Genomic DNA, 18,653 nt, shown 5'->3' on the forward strand with positions numbered 1-18,653 from the left:
AGGGGAATGAGTCGATGAGCGACATTGAACGTACTGAGTTCAAGCTGCCAGAGTCAGCCCCCGCACGGGGGCCGGAGTCCAGCGTCGAGCCACATGCCCAGCGTGGCGAGCACGATGTAGAAAAGTCTCTTCGTCCCAAGTCGATCCATGAGTTCATCGGCCAACCGAAGGTACGCCGGCAACTCGACCTTGTCCTCAGCGGTGCTCGCCAGCGTTCGGTGACCCCGGACCACATTCTGCTGTCTGGCCCACCTGGCTTGGGTAAGACCACGATGGCGATGATCGTGGCGCAGGAATTGGGCACGTCACTCCGAATGACCTCCGGTCCGGCTCTGGAGCGCGCAGGCGATCTGGCCGCGATGCTTTCCAACATCATGGAGGGCGACGTCCTCTTCATCGACGAGATCCACCGCATCGCTCGGCCAGCCGAAGAAATGCTCTACATGGCGATGGAGGATTTCCGCATCGACGTGATCGTGGGCAAGGGCCCAGGAGCTACGTCGATTCCCTTGGATATTCCTCCCTTTACTCTGGTGGGTGCCACCACCCGCGCCGGAATGCTGACCGGCCCCCTGCGCGACCGCTTTGGGTTTACCGCGCAAATGGAGTTTTACGATGTCGAGGACCTCACGCAGGTGGTCACACGCGCTGCGGGAATTCTCGGAGTGGATATAGATAGCGACGCTGCGGTGGAGATCGCGTCGCGCTCCCGCGGCACACCGCGCATCGCCAACCGCCTTCTGCGCCGTGTGCGCGATTACGCGGATGTGCATTCCGACGGCCGCGTCACCGTTCGCGCCGCGCAAGGTGCCCTGGAGGTGTTCGACGTAGACGAGCTCGGACTAGACCGGCTCGACCGGGCGGTGCTCGATGCGCTCATTCGCGGACACGGAGGTGGGCCTGTGGGTGTGAGCACCTTGGCTATTGCAGTGGGCGAGGAGCCCTCCACGGTGGAGGAAGTGTGCGAGCCCTACCTCGTTCGAGCCGGCTTGGTATCTCGCACGGGCCGGGGGCGCGTGGCGACGAGCGCCGCCTGGCGCCATCTCGGTCTGGAACCTCCCGAAGGGGCGATCGGATCTTAGCCCTGCGCCGGTCAGTGAGGTAGGCGTCTGGCACACTGGGCCTTATGCAATCTTTGATCTTTCTTGGCCTGATCCTGCTGTTCTTTATCCCGAGCTTCCTGATGATGCGCAAGCAGCGTGCGCACCAGGCACGCGTCGACGAGGTCCAGCGCACCGTGGCAGTAGGAGATCGCGTCGTCACCGGTGCTGGGTTTCATGGCACGCTGACCAACGTGGACGGGGCAGTGCTGGGAATGGAAATTGCTCCAGGCTTAGTTGTCGAGATCGAACGTGCCGCAATCCTGAAGAAGGCTGAGCCGTCTGCGCCGACTATCACTGAGGGAAACTTCCACCGAGTGGAGCGCGACGAGCTGTAATGTCATACCGCTGAGTGCGATGTTTTAGGATGATCGTCGACTCAGTGGCTTTTCAGTGGCGCGGTAGAGCCCGCGCCGCAGCTGTTTTCCAGATACGAAAGATCCTTAAAGACATTGTCTGTTGAAAATCGCCGGAATACCGGCCGCAAATCCCGTGCGGGAAGCCCATCTCGGGGCTGGCCCAAGCGAGCCCTGGCACTCTTCGCCCTCCTCGTAGCTGTGGTCTATGGATTGGTGTTTTTCACCGGCGACCGCAAGGCAACCCCGGAGTTGGGAATTGACCTCCAAGGTGGCACCCGCATCACCCTGGTACCGCAAGGGGAGGAGCCGACCCAGGAGCAGCTTGACCAGGCTCGAACGATCCTGGAAAACCGCGTTAACGGTATGGGTGTCAGCGGTGCAGACGTTGTCGCCGACGGCAACACTCTGGTGATTACCGTGCCTGGTGAGGACGCCAGCCAGGCACAGTCCGTTGGACAAACCTCGCAGCTGCTGTTCCGTCCGGTGGCGCAACCGGGTAACCCGGACGTCCTTACCCTCGGGAGCAAAGCCGAGGACATGGCCAACCGTTGGATCAGGGCTGGGGTGATCACGCCCGAGGAAGCACAGGCTTCGCTCGATCGACTCAACGACCTGATCAATCAGACTCAGGGCACTTCGAACCCGGAGCCGCTCACGGCGGATGCCCAGCCCGATCCGGAGCCGGCGAACTCGATTGAAGCTGGAAAGCGGCGCGATGAGGTCATCGACATGCTCCGCCAGGACCGTCAGTCTGAGGACCCCACGACTTTGGCCGCGGCTAGTGCACTTATGCAGTGCACCCCGGACCGAGTGGACCCGCTCGCCGGAACCGACGACCCGGCTCGTCAGCTGGTCACGTGTGACCCCAATGCTGGCCAGGTTCTCTTGCTGGAGCCCGCGCCGCTACTCAACGGTGTGTCTGATCCGAATGGTCCGCGCCTGACCGGTGAGCAGATCGACGGTGAGCGCCCGATTACCGGAGGCCTGAACCCGCAAACTGGTCAGATGGAGATCAACTTCTCCTTCAAGACGGACGGCGAATCCAACGGATCTGCTACCTGGGCTGACCTGACCTCTCAGTACCTGCAGCAGCAGGTTGCCATCACGCTGGACTCCCAGGTGATCTCTGCGCCTGTGATCCAGTCGGCCACCCCGTTTGGTTCAGCTACGTCGATCACTGGCGACTTCACGCAGGAGGAGGCAACCACGCTTGCCAATAACCTGCGCTATGGCGCACTGCCGCTCTCCTTCGCCGGCGAGAACGGCGAGCCGGGCGGTACCACGCAGACCATCCCGCCCTCCTTGGGTGCGGCGGCTTTGAAGGCTGGACTCATCGCTGGCTTGGTGGGCCTGGCACTCGTGGCCATCTTTGTGTTCGCTTACTACCGCCTGTTCGGCCTGATCTCGCTGTTTACCTTGGTCGCATCCGGAGTCCTGGTCTACGGCATGCTCGTCCTTCTGGGCCGCTGGATTGGCTACTCGCTGGATTTGGCAGGAGTGGCTGGCTTGGTCATTGGTCTGGGCACGACCGCCGACTCCTTCGTAGTGTTCTACGAGCGCATCAAGGACGAGGTTCGCGAGGGGCGCACCTTCCGCTCCGCCACCCATCGCGGTTGGGACCGCGCCAAGCAAACGATTGTCACCGGCAACATGGTCACCCTTATCGGTGCCGTGGTGGTGTACTTCCTGGCAGTAGGTGAGGTCAAGGGCTTCGCCTTTACCCTCGGTTTGACCACCGTTTTTGACCTGCTGGTTACCTTCCTCGTCACCGCTCCGCTGGCTCTGCTGGCCTCCCGGCGTCGCTTCTGGGCCAAGCCTGCAGTCAACGGGATGGGGTCGATGTTTGAACTAGCTCGGTCGAACCGGGATCGTCGAGAAGCACAACCGGAACATCGCAATGCAGGCGCCGGTGCCGGCTCCACCGCGGCGAGCGCCGAGAACTTGAGCGAGGAGAAGTAACCATGAGCAGCTCCGTTTCAACGACCTCGCGCGAGACTCGTAGCGGGAAGTACATTGACCGGTTCTACACCGGCGAGGGTGGTTTCGACTTCATCGGTCGCACCAAGCTTTTTTACATCGTCACCGGCATTCTGGTGTTGATCTCCATCGCCGCCATGCTCTTTCGTGGTTTCGACCTCAATATCGATTTCGAGGGCGGAACCAAGGTATCCATGCCGGCTGGAGACCTGGTGGCCGAAGAGGTTTCCGATACCTTCCAGGAGGCCACTGGTGTCGAGCCGGATATGGCACAGATCGTGGGCAGCGGCGACTCGCGCACGCTTGAGCTGCAGTCCGAGCACCTGAGCGAAGACCAGGCTGAAGCGGCCCGTACCGCCATCGCAGAAGCGCACGGTAAGGGTGCTGAGACAGTCAACGACATCGGTGTTTCCACGGTTTCCGAGTCCTGGGGCTCGACCATCACCGAGCGGATGATTCTGTCCATGGTGGTGTTCATGGTACTAGCCGGCATTTACGTCGCCGTGCGCTTGGAAAAGGAGATGGCCATCGCGGCGCTGGCGGCCCTCGTCGTCGATGGCATTGTCATCGCGGGCACGTATGCGCTGTTCGGACTGGAGGTGTCACCCGCCGTGGTGATCGGCCTGCTCACGGTTTTGACGTTTTCCATCTATGACACCGTGATCGTGTTTGACAAGGTCAAGGAAAACACCGCCGGAATTTTGCAGTCACGCCGGGCTACCTACGCGGAGCAGGCTAACCTCGCGGTGAACCAGACGGTGATGCGTTCGATCTCTACCACGATCATCTCTGCGCTTCCCATCATTGCGTTGTTTGTGGTCGCGGTATGGCTTATGGGCATCGGCACCCTGCGCGACCTGGCGCTGATTCAGCTCATCGGCGTGGTGGAGGGTGTATTCTCCTCGCTCTTCCTAGCTACTCCGATCCTGGTATCGCTGGTCAATCGTCGTAAGGAATACCGCCGGCACAACGCACAGGTGGCGGCTTATCGACGCGGTGAAACCGACACGGACAACCCCAGCCACGATGCAGACGACGCCGAGCAGGACAAGCCGAAGCGCACAGTGGCTACCCCGTTGAGTCCTGGTAACACCGGCGCAACATGGCGGCCGAACCGTGGCTAAGGCAGGACGGCGTTTTCGCCGGGTAAGCGCGTCCGTCGCACTTGCGGCCACCTGCGCATCTGCACTCGTGGCCTGTTCTAGTGGTGACGGAGCGCGAGAGAAGAAGGAGCCGAAGAACGAGAGTTACTTCGGTTACCAGGTCAACGCACCGTTGGTGACCACTAACGCCGCCAGCGTTACGGGCAAGAGCGTGAACGCGGAAGTGCTGTCGGCGCGGCTGTACCCAGGCCCCTTCGTGCACGGCCCTGCAGGGCAGATGATCCCGAACACGGACTTGGCCACTGCCGAGCAGGTGGAAGCGCCGGTGCCGACATTGAAGTACACGATTGCGCCTGAGGCACGATATTCCGATGGAAACCCGATCACCTGCGTGGATTTCCAATTGTCCTATATGGCGAGCGTCCACACGGACATTTTCCGTTCCAACCAACCACTGATGAGTGAGATCGCCTCGCTAGATTGTGCTCTCGACTCCAAGGAATTCACCGTCACGTTCCAGGAGAATAAGGGCTCGCGTTGGCGTGAGTTGTTTACCCCGGGAACGGTCTTGCCGGCACACGCACTAGCCGCCAAGGCGGGAACGGATGAGGCCGGCCTGCATGCTGCCCTGAACGTTTCCGACTACAGCGTGTTGCAGCCCGTGGCAGAGGCTTGGAACACCGGCTTCGACCTCGCCAATTTCGATCCAGCCTTGCAGGTCAGCGCCGGTCCTTTCGTGATTGATCACGTCGGAGAGCAGGGGGAGGTCGCTTTGCGCAGGAACCCGGAGTACAACGGGGACCCTGCGGAACTGGAGAAGTTGATCGTGTGGCCGCGCCAGGCCGATAGCGCTGCCCTGGCAGCAAGCGGTGCGCTCAAGGTTGCCGAAGCGGCTACCGCTACGCCGTCGTGGGTTAACCGAGACGACCAGGCAAATCCGTTCGCCATCGAGTCGGTCGCAGGTATTCGCACGGAGTCTTTGGTGATGTCGCCGACCGGCACCTATTCCGACCCCTGGGCCAGGGAATCGCTAAGCGCCTGTGTGGACCGGGCAGCGGTCGCCCGCGTATCCACGGAGCGTTCTGGGGTAAAGGTCGATCCGGTCGCTTTTCATACGATCGATCATGCTAACCCGATCGGTCGATTGCTGGAGGACATTGCGGCTGCGCATAGCAACCCGGACATTGCGCGCGCTTCCCAGGCGACAGGCGCCCACGTGCGCATCGGTTATGCCGGACCCGATGAGCGCAAGGCCGCGATGGTCGAGGCCATTCGCGTTTCTTGCGAGCCTGCCGGGATCACCGTGGTGGATGCATCGCAAGAAGGGGCCACGATGGCTGGTTTCGGTGATCCGGTTACCGGCGAGTCGACCATCGATGCTTTTCTCACCGCCATCGACCCCATGACCTTTTACCCTGCGAGTGCGCCAGACATCACCAAACTCAACGAGTTAAGGGCGGATGAAGAAGAGCAGTGGAAGCAACTACCGGCAATTCCGCTTGCGGCTGAGCCCAGGGCGTTCGTGCGTCATCGTGAGGTAGGTAACGTAGTGGAATACACGGGTGCCACCGGTATCGGTTGGAATATGGACCGCTGGCACGAGATCCAAGGAGAGGAAGACAAGCGATGACAACGCGGTACAACAACGCCAGTGAGGCAATCGCGGATAAGATTCGCCTGGTCAAGGACTTTCCCGAAGAGGGAATCCTCTTCGAGGATCTGACCCCGGTATTGGCGGATGCCCAGGCCTTCCACACCGTCGTCTCCAGCCTGTCGGAAGCCTGCCGCAAGCTCGGGGCAGACATGATTGGCGGTCTGGATGCCCGCGGATTCCTTCTTGGATCCGCGGTTGCCTACGACCTCGGTGTGGGCATCCTGGCGATTCGCAAGAAGGGCAAGCTTCCCCCGCCCGTGCATACCCAGGAATACACGCTTGAGTACGGCACGGCGGCACTTGAAATCCCCGCAGAGGGACAGGACCTGCAAGGCAAAAAGATCGTTCTGGTCGACGACGTGCTTGCCACCGGTGGCACACTGCTGGCGGCTACGCAGCTGCTCGAATCCTGTGGTGCAGAAGTCACCGGATACGTGGTGGTGCTCGAGGTGGCGGGCCTGGGGGGCCGGGAGAAGCTCAGCAAGGCGCCTCTCGTGGTGATCAACCAAGACTCTTAAGGAAGCGTAGACAGCTATGGCTACCAGCAGTGACAAGACTCCCCGGCGCTCGACGAACGGGATGCGCGGGATGTCCGCGCGCCTGGCACGCTCACTCACGGGAGTCGGCCGGGTACGTAGCAACCCGGTGCTGGATCCCCTGCTGTCTATTCACCGGAAGTTTCACCCGAAGGCAGACGCTGAGGTTCTCTCACGTGCCTATGACACCGCGGAGAAGCTTCACGAGGGAGTGATGCGCAAATCCGGCGAACCCTACATCACCCACCCGCTAGCGGTAGCAACGATCTGCGCCGAGATAGGCATGGACACCACGACACTGGTGGCCGCGCTCTTGCACGACACCGTCGAGGACACGGACTACCAGCTGGCGGATGTAGAGGCGGAGTACGGCCCGGAGGTCGCGCGGCTTGTCGACGGTGTGACCAAGCTGGACAAGGTAGCACTCGGGGCAGCTGCGGAGGCCGAGACGATCCGCAAGATGATCGTCGCCATGGCCACTGATCCCCGCGTGCTGGTGATCAAGGTGGCGGATCGCCTGCACAACATGCGGACGATGCGCTTCCTGCCACCGGAGAAGCAGGCCAAGAAGGCTCGCCAAACGCTCGAGGTGATCGCCCCGTTGGCGCACCGTCTAGGGATGGCCAGCGTGAAGTGGGAGTTAGAGGACCTCTCCTTTGCGATTCTCTACCCCAAGAAGTACGACGAGGTCGTTCGCCTGGTGGCAGAGCGCGCACCGTCTCGCGACCGCGCCCTGGCCGAGATCAGAACTCAGCTGGGTACAGCGCTACGCAGTAACGGTATTGCTGCCGAGGTTCAGGGCCGGCCCAAGCACTACTGGTCGATCTATCAGAAGATGCGTGTGCGCGGCCACGAGTTCGACGAGATCTTTGATCTGGTGGGGCTGCGCATCCTGGTCGATAGTGTGAACGACTGCTATGCAGCAATCGGTGTGGTGCACTCCCTGTACGCGGCGCTTCCGGGCCGTTTCAAGGACTACATCTCTAACCCCCGCTTCGGGGTCTACCAGTCGCTGCACACCACGGTGATGTCTCCGGGTGGTCGCCCGCTCGAGGTGCAGGTGCGTACCCACGAGATGCACTACAACGCTGAGTTCGGCGTGGCAGCGCACTGGCGCTACAAGGAGACCAAGGGAAGCCACAAGGGCGACCAGGCCGAGGTCGAGCACATGGCGTGGATGCGTCAGCTGCTCGATTGGCAGAAGGAGGCCGCCGACCCCAACGAGTTCCTGGACTCCCTGCGATTCGATTTGGCGAGCCAGCAGATTTTCGCCTTCACACCCAAGGGTGACGTGGTGAATCTGCCGGCAGGTTCCACCCCAGTGGACTTTGCCTACGCAGTGCACACCGAGGTTGGGCACCGCTGCATCGGAGCCAAGGTCAACGGCAAGCTGGTGGCACTGGAGTCTGCCCTGAAGTCCGGTGACCGGGTCGAGATCTTTACCTCGAAAGACGACACTGCTGGGCCCTCTCGGGACTGGCAGGAATTCGTAGTCTCGCCGCGAGCGAAGGCAAAGATTCGTCAGTGGTTTGCCAAGGAACGTCGAGAAGAGCACCTCGAGATGGGCCGCGACGCGCTTGCCGCAGAGGTCCAGCGTGGAGGCTTGCCGCTGCATCGCCTGTTCACGGCTGAGTACATGCGGCAAGTGACCACGCAGCTGCACTACCCGGACGTAGATGCTCTGTATACGGCGATTGGCGCCGGTCATGTGTCGGCTCAACACGTGGTCAATCGGCTCATTGCCATGTTTGGCGACGAGGACGAGGCCGTAGAGACTCTGGCGGATCGCACACCCGTAAACCACATCATCGACGAGCGGGCGCGCACTGCCGAAGGTGGAGTGCTGGTCGAAGGCAGCGCTGATGTTTTGGCCAAGATGGCCAAGTGCTGCCAGCCGGTGCCCGGTGATGAGATCTTTGGCTTTGTCACCCGCGGCGGGGGAGTCTCGGTTCACCGTGCTGACTGCACAAATGCGGCCAAGCTGAAGGAGGAGCCGCAGCGGCTCATTCACGTGGAGTGGGCAGGTTCGGCAGCGAAGTCGGAGGGCTTTGCTGCAACCCTGCAGATCGAGGCTTTGGACCATCCATCGCTGCTCTTCGACCTCACCCGGGTGCTGCGGGAAGACAAGGTTGCCGTAACGGCGCTGCAAGCTCAGGCTGCTGCAGACAATGTGGCCACCATTCGCCTTACCGTCACCGTGGCGGATACCAAGCAGTTGGGCACCCTGATGTCGGTGCTGCGCTCCGCCGAGGGAGTCTTTGACGTGTACCGCGTCACTGCCTAGCCCCCAAAGGTGGCGGGCAGATGAATTCTTCGTTTCTGCCTGTCAAAACCCCTGGATTGATCGGGAGATAAGAGCCCGCCGACGACCTGAATGCGGTAATTCTTAAGAGAATTTTCACCGTTCTTTCAATACTTCAGGAGCTGCCCTCAATGAGCACTTTCCGTCGTTATGGTCGCCTGACCATTGCGGGTTTCACAGCAACTTCCGTGGTGTTTACAGGTGTTATCGCGCAGGCCCAGGAGGCGCCCGCAGAGCCGATCAGCATCTCCATCACCAACTTCACTGACTTCCACGGTCACCTCAGTGATGGCGCACGCTCCCTGAAAGAAGGCAAGGAACCCGATGCGAATACAGAAATGGGCGCAGCCTACCTTGCCGGCCTTATGGAGGCCGTGGCTGCAGATAACGACCTCGCCCTGCGCACGACCTCCGGAGACGACGTGGGTGGATCCGTCTTCGTCTCTTCCATCCAGAAGGACGAGCCCACACTCAAGGCCCTCAACGCTATGGACATCGACGCCGCGGCGGCCGGCAACCACGAGTTCGATGCGGGTGCGGCCGATCTCACTGGACGTATCGCTCCGGCCCTGGATCATCCGGTTCTTTCTGCCAACGTGATTAAGGAGGACGGCTCCACGCTGCTGGAGAAGTCCCACATCGTCTCCGAGCAGGGCGTGGATATCGCCTTTGTGGGTACGACCACGGACAAGACTCCGCAGAAGGTGTCCCCGGCTGGAATTGCGGGCCTGACCTTCACCGATCCGGTGGCCGCCGCCAATGAGGAGGCCAAGCGGCTGAAGGAGTCCGGCGAAGCCGATATCGTGGTGGTGCTCCAGCACGAGGACATCGTCACGCACAGCGCATTCAACGAGTACGTCGACGCAGCTTTCGGTGGAGACAGCCACCTGCGCCACCTCAACGACAACCTGGCGCAGGGACACGAGTACGGCAAGGTACTCAGCGAGCTGGAGCTGACCTTTAACCCCTCCACCGGTGAGGTGCTGGATTCCCAAATCGAGCAGTACGACTACACCAGCCTGGCATCGCTCAACGTCACACCAAATGCGGAGGTAGCCAGCATCGTGGCCGATGCCGAGGCCTTCGCCGAGGAGAAGGGTAAGGAGGTCCTCACCACCACGCAGGAGGGCTACTTCCGTGGCTCTAACCCAGGCGAAAGGTCCGGCAGTAACCGCGGAACTGAGTCCACCCTGAACAACTTGCTCGCCGAGGCCGCGCGCTGGGCCATGGACGAGCAGATGGGTGAAGGCACCATCGATGTGGGCATCATGAATGCCGGCGGCGTGCGCGCTGATATGCCGGCTGGCGCGGTGACCTACGCCGACGCCGCCACGATCCAGCCCTTTGGAAACAACCTCGCCTACGCCACCCTTTCCGGCCAGGCGCTTATCGACGCCCTGGAAAACCAGTGGAAGGACCCCTCCGAGGAGCGCCAGCGCCTGTCGATGGGCGTGTCCAACAACGTCTCCTACTCCTACGATCCGACCAAGCCGCAGGGACAGCGCATCGGGCAGGTCATGATCAACGGAGAGCCGCTGGATCCGGCCGCTGATTACACAGTTGCGGCATCCTCTTTCCTCTTTGAGGGCGGAGACGGCTTCATCGACGAGGCGGACGTGCGCAACTACTCAGACGTTGGTGTTCTCGATCTGAGTGCATTCGCTAACTACCTCCAGGCCGAAGGCAAGCCCGAGGGACGCAATGGCCAGGCTGAGATCGGCATTGCCGGCAACGAGAACGTGGTGGCAGGCAAGCCAGTGACGCTGCAGCTGAGCTCCCTGAACTACTCCAGCGAGGGTGAGCCGAAGGCCAACACGGTCACGGTCAAAGCTGGAGATGTCACCGAAACCGCGGCAATCGACAACGCAGTGACGGATGCTGACGCCGGACTTGGTGAGCAGGGGCGTGCAGAGGTTACCCTCACGGTTCCGGAGGGAGCCGAAGAGTTTGTGATCACCACGGACGCTGGCACGGAGATCGTGGTTCCCATCAACTCCACCGCTGACGGGGCAGAAACCGACGTGCCGGGAGACGTGCCGGGGACCGACGCGCCAACCGCAAACGGCAGCTCGGTGGCAGGATTTATCGTCCCGGCCATCATCGCCGCGGTGCTGGGCGTTGCCGCAGCAGTGGGACTGAGCGGAATCGCTAATGGCGAGGTGTTCGCCACCATTCAGAAGATGATCCAGGACTTTATGGGTCAGTTCTAAGGCTTCCAGCGGCGCAGAGCAGCGTCGATAAGCAAAAGCACCCTAGAAAACTAGGGTGCTTTTCCTGTGATCGGATCCTACTTGGAGACCTTTTCGACGAAGTTGTTCAGCGAAGTCAGAGTCTTGAGGATCTCGTTGACGATCGAGGCAAAAGACTTGACGTTGCGCTCGGTTTCGGTCGAAGACAGATCGGTAAACGAGGAAGTCTCGCTCTGGGATACCCCGGTGGTCTGCGTCGTCGTGGTGTTTCCCCCCAGCGGAGTGGTCGGGGCGGCCGTAGCTGCAGAGGAGACGCCGGCTCCTGCAGCCAGGGTGAGGGCGGCGGTAGCAGCCACCAGGCGGGTGCGAACAGAAATCATGCGGATAACGTCCTTGTGTCAGAAATAGGAGGATACGGGAAGCTCTGTCTTCCCTTTATCGGCAATGATATGCATTTGCAGAAACTATGCCAACCAAAGACTCGCCGCACCACACGAGGTTTAGCCTTACGCGACCTCGGCGGTCTCGATAATGACCTGTTCGGCCGGTTGACCATCGGAGGCGCCGCCACTGACACCCTTATCAGCAATCCCATCGAGCGTCTTCAGACCCTCCTCGGTGATCGTGCCAAAGTAGGTGTATGCCGGAGGTAGCGGGGAATCCTGGTAGTTCAGGAAGAACTGCGAACCGTTGGTATCCGGGCCGGAGTTTGCCATGGCGATCGTGCCGCGCTCGTAGAGACGCGGTGAACTCAGCTGCTCCTGCGGGGTCTCATCGGTGGGGTACTCATTAGCGAACGAGAACCCCGGGCCGCCGGAACCAGTACCCGTGGGGTCGCCACACTGCAGCACGTAAATGCCTTCGGTGGTGATGCGGTGGCAATTGGTGTTGTTGTAGTACCCCTCCTTGGCCAGGTGCTCAATGGCGTTGACCGTGCACGGGGATACAGAACGATCGAGCTCCATCGGGATCTCACCCTGGTTGGTCTTGAGGGTGACGGTGGTAGTACCGGTTGCTGCGACGTTCTCGCTAGGTGGAACAGTCGCCCCGTTAGCGTCCTCCCCGGACTTTTCGTAGGTGCAGGTTACGGTCTCGGGAAGTGGCTGATTGCGCTTCAACGCGATTGGCTCGTACTGCGAGTTATCTGCAGAGGTGGAAGCAGCCGTGGAGGAGTCCTGTGCCGTCGTTGCCTCATTGCCATCCCGCGTTGCCACAAAGGTGATGCCACCCGCAATGGCAAGCAGGGCAACTGCCGAGGCGCCAGCGATCGCGGCCGGGCGGCGCTTCTGCTTGCGCTCCCGGGCCTTGAGCTCACTGTTGAGCTTGTCCAGTGCAGCGTCGCCGCGCTCCTTGTTGGTGGTCACTGCTTCCACTTCCTTTTCGGTCTAGTTGCAATCGTCGTTCCAGCAAAGGGTGACGATTGCTGAGTTGTGCGGGAATGTGAACCACAGTCTAGAGGGACTCTGACCCACGTATGCCGGTGGGGCGCACCGTCATGCGGGAGGTAGTGCGGCTGCAGCCAGGCCTCTGCGCGCAGTGGCGCGCGTCGCTAGGGTGGGCTGCATGGCACAGGTAACTTTTTCTGGACAGAATGCAACCACCGTTGGGGAGCTTCCCGTACAGGGCAGCGCACTTCCCGCTTTTGAGCTCGTAGGGGCTGATCTCAACGCAGTCAAGCCGGAGGACTTTGCCGGCAAGCGCTTGGTACTCAACATCTTCCCCTCCCTCGATACTGGGGTGTGTGCGAATTCCGTGCGCGCATTCGACTCTTTGGTGAAGGAGCACGCGGACACCGTCGTGCTGTGCATCTCCAAGGATCTTCCGTTCGCGCAGTCCCGCTTCTTCGAGGACCAGGGCATTGACAACGCGAAGGCCGCCTCCGCATTCCGCTCTACCTTCGGTGAAGACTTCGGCGTCACCCTCGAGGACTCCCCGCTGCAGGGGCTTCTCGCGCGCGCTGTGGTGGTAACGGACGCCGAGCACAACGTTGTGTACACCGAGCTGGTTGATGAAATCACCCACGAGCCGAACTACGAGGCCGCTGAGAAGGCGCTGAGCTAGGCAGCCATTCCATGCAGCTGTTCGGATTTGCCGCGGGGCCATTTCGCACCAATTGCTACCTCGTTGTCGACGAGGCCTCCCACGCGGCAATCGTCATTGACCCCGGCATGCACGCGGCCGACACGGTCAATGAAACGTTGAACCAGCACCAGCTGAGCCTGGTGGCGGTTGTGCTTACGCATGGACACATTGACCACACTCGAGATGCTGCATGCCTAGCTAAGGATCACGGCTGCCCGGTCTATATCCACCCGGACGACGAACCCATGTTGCACCAGGGGATAGGCATGAGCGATAAAACCCGTCAGCTTTTTGCATCCGACAGCATGGACTATCCCCACGATGTGCGGTATCTCCACGACGGGGAGCGTGTCGAGTGGGCCGGCATCGCATTCGATGTGGCGCATGCCCCGGGACATTCCCCGGGGTCGGTCTTGCTAATCGGTGACAAGATCGTGTTCGCAGGCGACGTCCTGTTTAAAGGAGCCATTGGGCGCACGGATTTGCCCGGTTCAGATCCCATGGTGATGGAACAGACCCTGCGCACGGTCGTACTCCCGCTTAACGACGCCTTGGCGGTCGCACCGGGCCACGGCCCTACAACCTCGATGCGTGCCGAGCGTCGCACCAACCCATTCCTGCTGGCACTTGCCTAATCGGTAGACTAGGTCGGGTGACTGACAAGCAAAAGGTGAAAGCTCTCAGCGCCCCCAAGGGCGTTCCCGACTACGCTCCGCCCGCATCGACCACTTTTGTGGCCGTGCGGGATGAGTTTGTGCATCAGGCGCGCCTGGCGGGATTCCAGCACATCGAGCTGCCCGTGTTCGAGGACACGGCGCTTTTTGCACGGGGAGTGGGCGAGTCTACGGACGTCGTGAGCAAGGAGATGTACACCTTCGCTGACCGCGGCGATCGTTCGGTGACTCTGCGCCCCGAGGGCACGGCCGGGGTGATGCGCTCGGTGATTGAGCACAATCTCGATCGCGGTCAGCTTCCCGTCAAGCTGAACTATGCCGGCCCCTTCTTCCGCTATGAGCGTCCGCAGGCCGGACGTTACCGTCAGCTGCAACAGGTGGGTATCGAGGCCATCGGCATCGACGACCCGGCCCTGGACGCAGAGGTCATCGCCTTGGCAGATCGCAGCTACCGCGCCGTTGGCCTCAGCGGCTTCCGTCTGGAGCTCACAAGCTTGGGCGATAACACCTGCCGCCCGGCGTACCGCCAGAAGCTGCAGGACTTCCTGTTCGACCTTCCGCTTGATGAGGAAACCCGGCGTCGCGCAGAGATCAACCCGCTGCGCGTGTTGGACGACAAGCGCGAGGAAGTGCGTGAGATGACCAGCGACGCTCCGCTCATGCTCGACCACCTCTCCGCAGAGTGCCGCGACCACTTTGAAACCGTGACCGGCTTGCTCACCGACATGGGCGTGCCCTTTGAAATCAACCCGCGAATGGTCCGCGGCCTGGACTACTACACCAAGACGACCTTCGAGTTCGTACACGACGGCCTGGGCGCGCAGTCCGGCATCGGTGGCGGCGGGCGTTACGACGGTCTCATGGCGCAGCTGGGAGGCCAGGACCTCTCCGGAATTGGGTACGGCCTAGGCGTCGACCGCACCGTATTGGCGCTCGAGGCGGAGGGGGTTACTTTCCCCGCCTCGGATGCACGCGTGGCGGTGTACGGCGTTGCCATGGGCGCTGCAGCCAAAGCCCAGATGGCTCTGCTCATCAACGACCTGCGCTCGCAGGGAATTAGCGCGGATATGGCGTATGGCGACCGGGGATTGAAGGGAGCCATGAAGGGTGCAGACCGCGCGGGTGCTCGCTTTGCTCTGGTCCTGGGCGACCGCGAGCTGGAGGAGTCGACGGTTGCCGTTAAGGACCTCGCGCACAAGTCTCAAGAGTCGGTTGCGCTGACCGAGCTGAGCGCACACCTGCGCTCGCGTCTGTAAAACACCCACAAAGCCGCCCTACTCCTCGGCTCGTGCCTCCGGGGTAGGGCGGTTCTTTGATGTTCAGACGGTTAACACTCCGTCAGCGCAACCGGCAGCCCCAGGCGCGTTGCCAGACCACCGGTTGAGGTCTCCTTGTATTTGGTGAGCATATCGCGGCCGGTATCGGCCATGGTCTGGACGACGTCGTCTAGCGTCACTCGATGCTGTCCGTCCCCGTGCATCGCCAAGCGTGCCGCGTTGACGGCCTTCACACCGCCGATGGCGTTGCGCTCGATGCAAGGGATTTGCACGAGGCCGCCGACCGGATCGCAGGTAAGCCCGAGATTGTGCTCGAGGGCGATTTCGGCGGCATTGGCAACCTGGGCAGGATTGCCCCCGAGAACAGCGCACATTCCAGCGGCTGCCATGGACGACGCCGAGCCGACTTCTCCCTGGCAGCCGACCTCGGCACCTGAAATCGAGGCGTTTTCCTTGATGATGATGCCAACTGCTGCCGCATTGAGGAGAAACTCTCGTGCCTTCTCGTTGTCGAAGCCCGAGATAAAGTCACGGCAGTAGTGCATGACCGCGGGAATGATTCCGGCCGCGCCATTGGTGGGGGCTGTGACTACGCGACCACCAGCAGCGTTTTCCTCGTTGACGGCGAGCGCGTAGAGATTGATCCAGTCCATAGCACGCAGCCCATCACTCTCGGACTCGCTACCACGGTTTTTCAAGCGGTCGAGCAAATCGGGTGCTCGGCGCTTGACCTCCAAGCCACCGGGCAAAATGCCGTCGCTAGCTAGGCCAGCGCTCACGCAGTCCTGCATGGCTTCCCATACCAGGTCAAGGTGATCGGTGGCCACGGCTGCATCGTCGTGAATCGCCTTCTCATTCGCCAGCATGATGTCAGCGATGGACAATCCGGTGGAATGAGTCAGTGCCTCGAGCTGCTCCCACGTGGAAAACGGATAAGGCACGTCGTCGTCCACCTGTGCGGCCGCGGCCATGCCGGCCGGCGCGTCACCTGATGGGTCCTCCTCTGTGGCCTCGAGTTCTGCGCGCGAGAGAATGAAGCCGCCACCAACGGAGAAGTACTCCTGGTTTTCCGCTAAGACCTGATCGTTTTCATCCCAGGCACTGAAGATGAGGCAGTTGGGGTGCTCAGGGACGGGAGTGGGATCAAACACGACGAGATAAGCCACCTCGCCTGTTGGCCCGGATATGTTGCCGGATGCCGGTATCTGCGTTCCCAGCGTTGGCTCGATGTCAGCGGTAACGGTGGTGGGTGTCCAACCGACGAGACCGAGAATGGCTGCGCGGTCAGTGCCGTGGCCGCGGCCGGTGGCGGCCAGAGACCCGCGCAGCTCAATACGCACGGTGGCGGGCTTGTGAGGCAGCGATTCGATGAATGCTTCGGAAGCTCGCATGGGTCCGACGGTGTGCGAGGACGACGGACCAATGCCCACGCTGAATAGGTCAACTGCACTGATGGTCATGGGCTGACTACACCTCACTCACGTTGGGGGGCTCTGAAAAGTCGTGGCGCAGGCGTTCCTGCGCGCAATCGCCACCAGTGTAACGACGATTTAACCGCCGAACTCTTTTAATAACTCCGTAAACGGCGTGATGTTCTCATCAGGATCAACACCAGCAGTTCTTGTACGGTGAGCACCCACCGTTGCACCCCCGAATCCAGGGGCATACCCCGCTGAATTGACCATCAGGGACGCGAGTTCCCCGGCGGCGCGTCGGATACGCTCGACGATGTCGCTACCTTCTGCTGCGCCGAAGTCATCGGTGGCTGCGAATACGGAGGTTGGCACCACCACGGCGTGCATGTAGCTAAACAGCGGCCGGAGGGCGTGTTCGGTCACCAGCGAATGGCGGGCCGTTCCAGCAGTCGCGGCTATGAGCACTGGCATGTCGTTGAGGGCGTCCTGGTCGAGGACGTCGATAAGCATCTTGAACAGGCCGGTGTAGCTTGCCTTGAACACCGGGGTGACGGCAATAAGCCCATCAGCTGCCGAAATGTGCCGCTTCACCTCGTCGAGCTTGGCGGAGGAGATACCGGTGGAAAAGGCCTGGGCAAGGTCGTTGGCAAGTTCGCGTACCTCGATGACTCTCACGTCGAGCGATTCACCCCGGGCAGTGACGGCGGTGGTGACTGACTCCGCGATGCGGTCGGCTATCTGTCGAGTGGTGGAGGGAACCGAGAGACCTGCCGATATGACTACTAACTGACGCGTCATGCTGCTCCTTGAAAAGTCTTAGGCTTGCGAATCGCTGCCAGGAGAGACCTGGAAATGCGGGTGGGAGCGGTCTGCTGACAGGCTCGCGTGAGTGGGCGGATCTGAGGGCACGTGCTCGGGACGACGAGCCTCCATGCGGCGGCGCAGTTCAGGGACGATCTGGGTGCCAAGGATTTCGATCTGGTTGAGAACCGTCTCGAGGGGGAGACCGGCGTGGTCGATGAGGAAGAGCTGCCGCTGGTAATCGCCGACCCAATCCGCGAACTGCATCGTGCGCTCAATGACTTGCTCCACGGTGCCGACAGTTAGCGGAGTCATCTCGGTGAACTCTTCCAGGCTTGGTCCGTGGCCGTACACCGGTGCGTTATCGAAGTAGGGACGGAACTCGCGCTTAGCCTGTTCCTCCGTCTCGGCTACATAGAACTGCCCGCCTAGGCCGACGATCGCTTGATCCGCACGACCGTGGCCGTATTGCTCGAAGCGGCGACGGTAGATACCCACCATCTTGGCGGTGTGCTCCTTGTTCCAGAAGATGTTGTTGTGGAAGAACCCGTCGCCGTAGAAGGCGGCCTGTTCTGCGATCTGTACGGAGCGGATGGAGCCGTGCCATACGAAGGGCGGGACCTCGTCGAGGGGGAATGGGGTAGAGGAGTACCCGGTCAATGGAGTACGGAACTTACCCTCCCAATTGACTACGCGCTCGCGCCATAGGCGGCGAAGCAGGTGGTAGTTCTCGATGGCAAGGGGGATTCCCTGGCGAATATCTTTGCCAAACCATGGGTATACCGGTCCGGTGTTGCCGCGTCCCATCATCAGGTCGACGCGCCCGCCAGAGAGGTGCTGCAGGAAGGCGAAGTCTTCGGCGATCTTCAGAGGATCGTTGGTGGTAATCAGCGTCGTCGCTGTGGAAAGCTGCAGGTTTTTCGTCTGTGCAGCGATGTAGCCGAGGTGGGTGGTGGGGGAGGAAGGTACGAATGGCGGATTGTGATGCTCGCCGGTGGCAAAGACATCGAGGCCAACCTCTTCGGCCTTTAGTGCAATCGCAGTCATGGACTGGATGCGCTCCGCTTCAGTGGGTGTTTTGCCGGTGGTGGGGTCGGTAGTGACGTCGCCGATGCTAAAGATTCCAAACTGCATGAGGCTAGTGTAGCAGTTGATGGTGACGTGTCAACAAAAAGGTTAAAGGC

At 61.2% G+C, this 18,653-nt stretch carries 16 protein-coding genes; 11 read left to right on the top strand and 5 right to left on the bottom strand.

Annotation, left to right across the window (positions count from 1 at the left end):
- Positions 1–14 precede the first annotated feature (14 nt).
- From ruvB to FHE74_RS05295, 8 genes are all read left to right on the top strand, one after another.
- On the top strand, positions 15–1,082 hold the full coding sequence (gene ruvB, locus FHE74_RS05260; RefSeq protein WP_139465461.1) for a Holliday junction branch migration DNA helicase RuvB: 1,068 nt from the start codon (positions 15–17) through the stop codon (positions 1,080–1,082).
- Between the two features lie 44 nt (positions 1,083–1,126).
- Positions 1,127–1,438, top strand: a complete 312-nt coding sequence (gene yajC / locus FHE74_RS05265) for a preprotein translocase subunit YajC (protein WP_139465462.1) — start codon at positions 1,127–1,129, stop codon at positions 1,436–1,438.
- Positions 1,439–1,552: 114 nt separating this feature from the next.
- Positions 1,553–3,418: a protein translocase subunit SecD gene (gene secD, locus FHE74_RS05270; RefSeq protein ID WP_139465463.1), complete on the top strand. Its 1,866-nt coding sequence runs from the start codon at positions 1,553–1,555 to the stop codon at positions 3,416–3,418.
- A gap of 2 nt (positions 3,419–3,420) precedes the next feature.
- A complete protein-coding gene (gene secF / locus FHE74_RS05275) occupies positions 3,421–4,560 on the top strand; it encodes a protein translocase subunit SecF (RefSeq protein ID WP_139465464.1) in 1,140 nt (379 codons plus the stop codon).
- Positions 4,553–6,169 (top strand): ABC transporter substrate-binding protein, encoded by a 1,617-nt coding sequence (locus FHE74_RS05280; RefSeq protein WP_246049195.1) that lies wholly within the window; start codon positions 4,553–4,555, stop codon positions 6,167–6,169. The genes secF and FHE74_RS05280 overlap by 8 nt, the downstream gene beginning before the upstream one ends.
- The gene (locus tag FHE74_RS05285) at positions 6,166–6,711 is read left to right on the top strand and encodes an adenine phosphoribosyltransferase (RefSeq protein WP_139465465.1); all 546 of its coding nucleotides are present in this window, start codon (positions 6,166–6,168) and stop codon (positions 6,709–6,711) included. The genes FHE74_RS05280 and FHE74_RS05285 overlap by 4 nt, the downstream gene beginning before the upstream one ends.
- Before the next feature lie 16 nt (positions 6,712–6,727).
- Positions 6,728–9,013, top strand: coding sequence for a RelA/SpoT family protein (locus FHE74_RS05290; protein WP_139465466.1), 2,286 nt, complete (start codon positions 6,728–6,730; stop codon positions 9,011–9,013).
- A 149-nt stretch (positions 9,014–9,162) separates the two neighbouring features.
- Positions 9,163–11,241 carry a bifunctional metallophosphatase/5'-nucleotidase gene (locus FHE74_RS05295; RefSeq protein ID WP_139465467.1) on the top strand — a complete coding sequence of 693 codons (2,079 nt, stop codon included), beginning with the start codon at positions 9,163–9,165 and terminating at the stop codon, positions 11,239–11,241.
- Between the two features lie 77 nt (positions 11,242–11,318).
- On the opposite strand, the gene FHE74_RS05300 is transcribed toward FHE74_RS05295, so the two are convergent.
- Both FHE74_RS05300 and FHE74_RS05305 read right to left on the bottom strand, forming a co-directional pair.
- Positions 11,319–11,600: a hypothetical protein gene (locus tag FHE74_RS05300; protein ID WP_139465468.1), complete on the bottom strand. Its 282-nt coding sequence runs from the start codon at positions 11,598–11,600 to the stop codon at positions 11,319–11,321.
- A 126-nt stretch (positions 11,601–11,726) separates the two neighbouring features.
- A complete protein-coding gene (locus FHE74_RS05305; protein ID WP_139465469.1) occupies positions 11,727–12,584 on the bottom strand; it encodes a peptidylprolyl isomerase in 858 nt (285 codons plus the stop codon).
- A gap of 199 nt (positions 12,585–12,783) precedes the next feature.
- Between FHE74_RS05305 and tpx the strand changes: the two genes are divergently transcribed.
- The 3 genes from tpx to hisS are packed head-to-tail and all read left to right on the top strand — an operon-like array spanning position 12,784 to position 15,232.
- Positions 12,784–13,281: a thiol peroxidase gene (gene tpx / locus FHE74_RS05310; RefSeq protein WP_139465470.1), complete on the top strand. Its 498-nt coding sequence runs from the start codon at positions 12,784–12,786 to the stop codon at positions 13,279–13,281.
- 11 nt (positions 13,282–13,292) lie between these two features.
- The gene (locus tag FHE74_RS05315; RefSeq protein ID WP_139465471.1) at positions 13,293–13,937 is read left to right on the top strand and encodes an MBL fold metallo-hydrolase; all 645 of its coding nucleotides are present in this window, start codon (positions 13,293–13,295) and stop codon (positions 13,935–13,937) included.
- Between the two features lie 17 nt (positions 13,938–13,954).
- Positions 13,955–15,232 carry a histidine--tRNA ligase gene (gene hisS / locus FHE74_RS05320; RefSeq protein ID WP_139465472.1) on the top strand — a complete coding sequence of 426 codons (1,278 nt, stop codon included), beginning with the start codon at positions 13,955–13,957 and terminating at the stop codon, positions 15,230–15,232.
- A 71-nt stretch (positions 15,233–15,303) separates the two neighbouring features.
- Here hisS and FHE74_RS05325 read toward each other — a convergent pair whose 3' ends face one another.
- From FHE74_RS05325 to FHE74_RS05335, 3 genes are all read right to left on the bottom strand, one after another.
- Positions 15,304–16,713 (bottom strand): L-serine ammonia-lyase, encoded by a 1,410-nt coding sequence (locus FHE74_RS05325; RefSeq protein ID WP_139465473.1) that lies wholly within the window; start codon positions 16,711–16,713, stop codon positions 15,304–15,306.
- A 90-nt stretch (positions 16,714–16,803) separates the two neighbouring features.
- On the bottom strand, positions 16,804–17,466 hold the full coding sequence (locus FHE74_RS05330; protein WP_139465474.1) for an FMN reductase: 663 nt from the start codon (positions 17,464–17,466) through the stop codon (positions 16,804–16,806).
- Between the two features lie 18 nt (positions 17,467–17,484).
- Positions 17,485–18,603: an LLM class flavin-dependent oxidoreductase gene (locus FHE74_RS05335; protein WP_139465475.1), complete on the bottom strand. Its 1,119-nt coding sequence runs from the start codon at positions 18,601–18,603 to the stop codon at positions 17,485–17,487.
- Positions 18,604–18,653: the final 50 nt, after the last annotated feature.

Origin of the sequence: Corynebacterium tapiri (assembly GCF_006334925.1) — a bacterium.
Classification (GTDB): Bacteria; Actinomycetota; Actinomycetes; order Mycobacteriales; family Mycobacteriaceae; genus Corynebacterium; species Corynebacterium tapiri.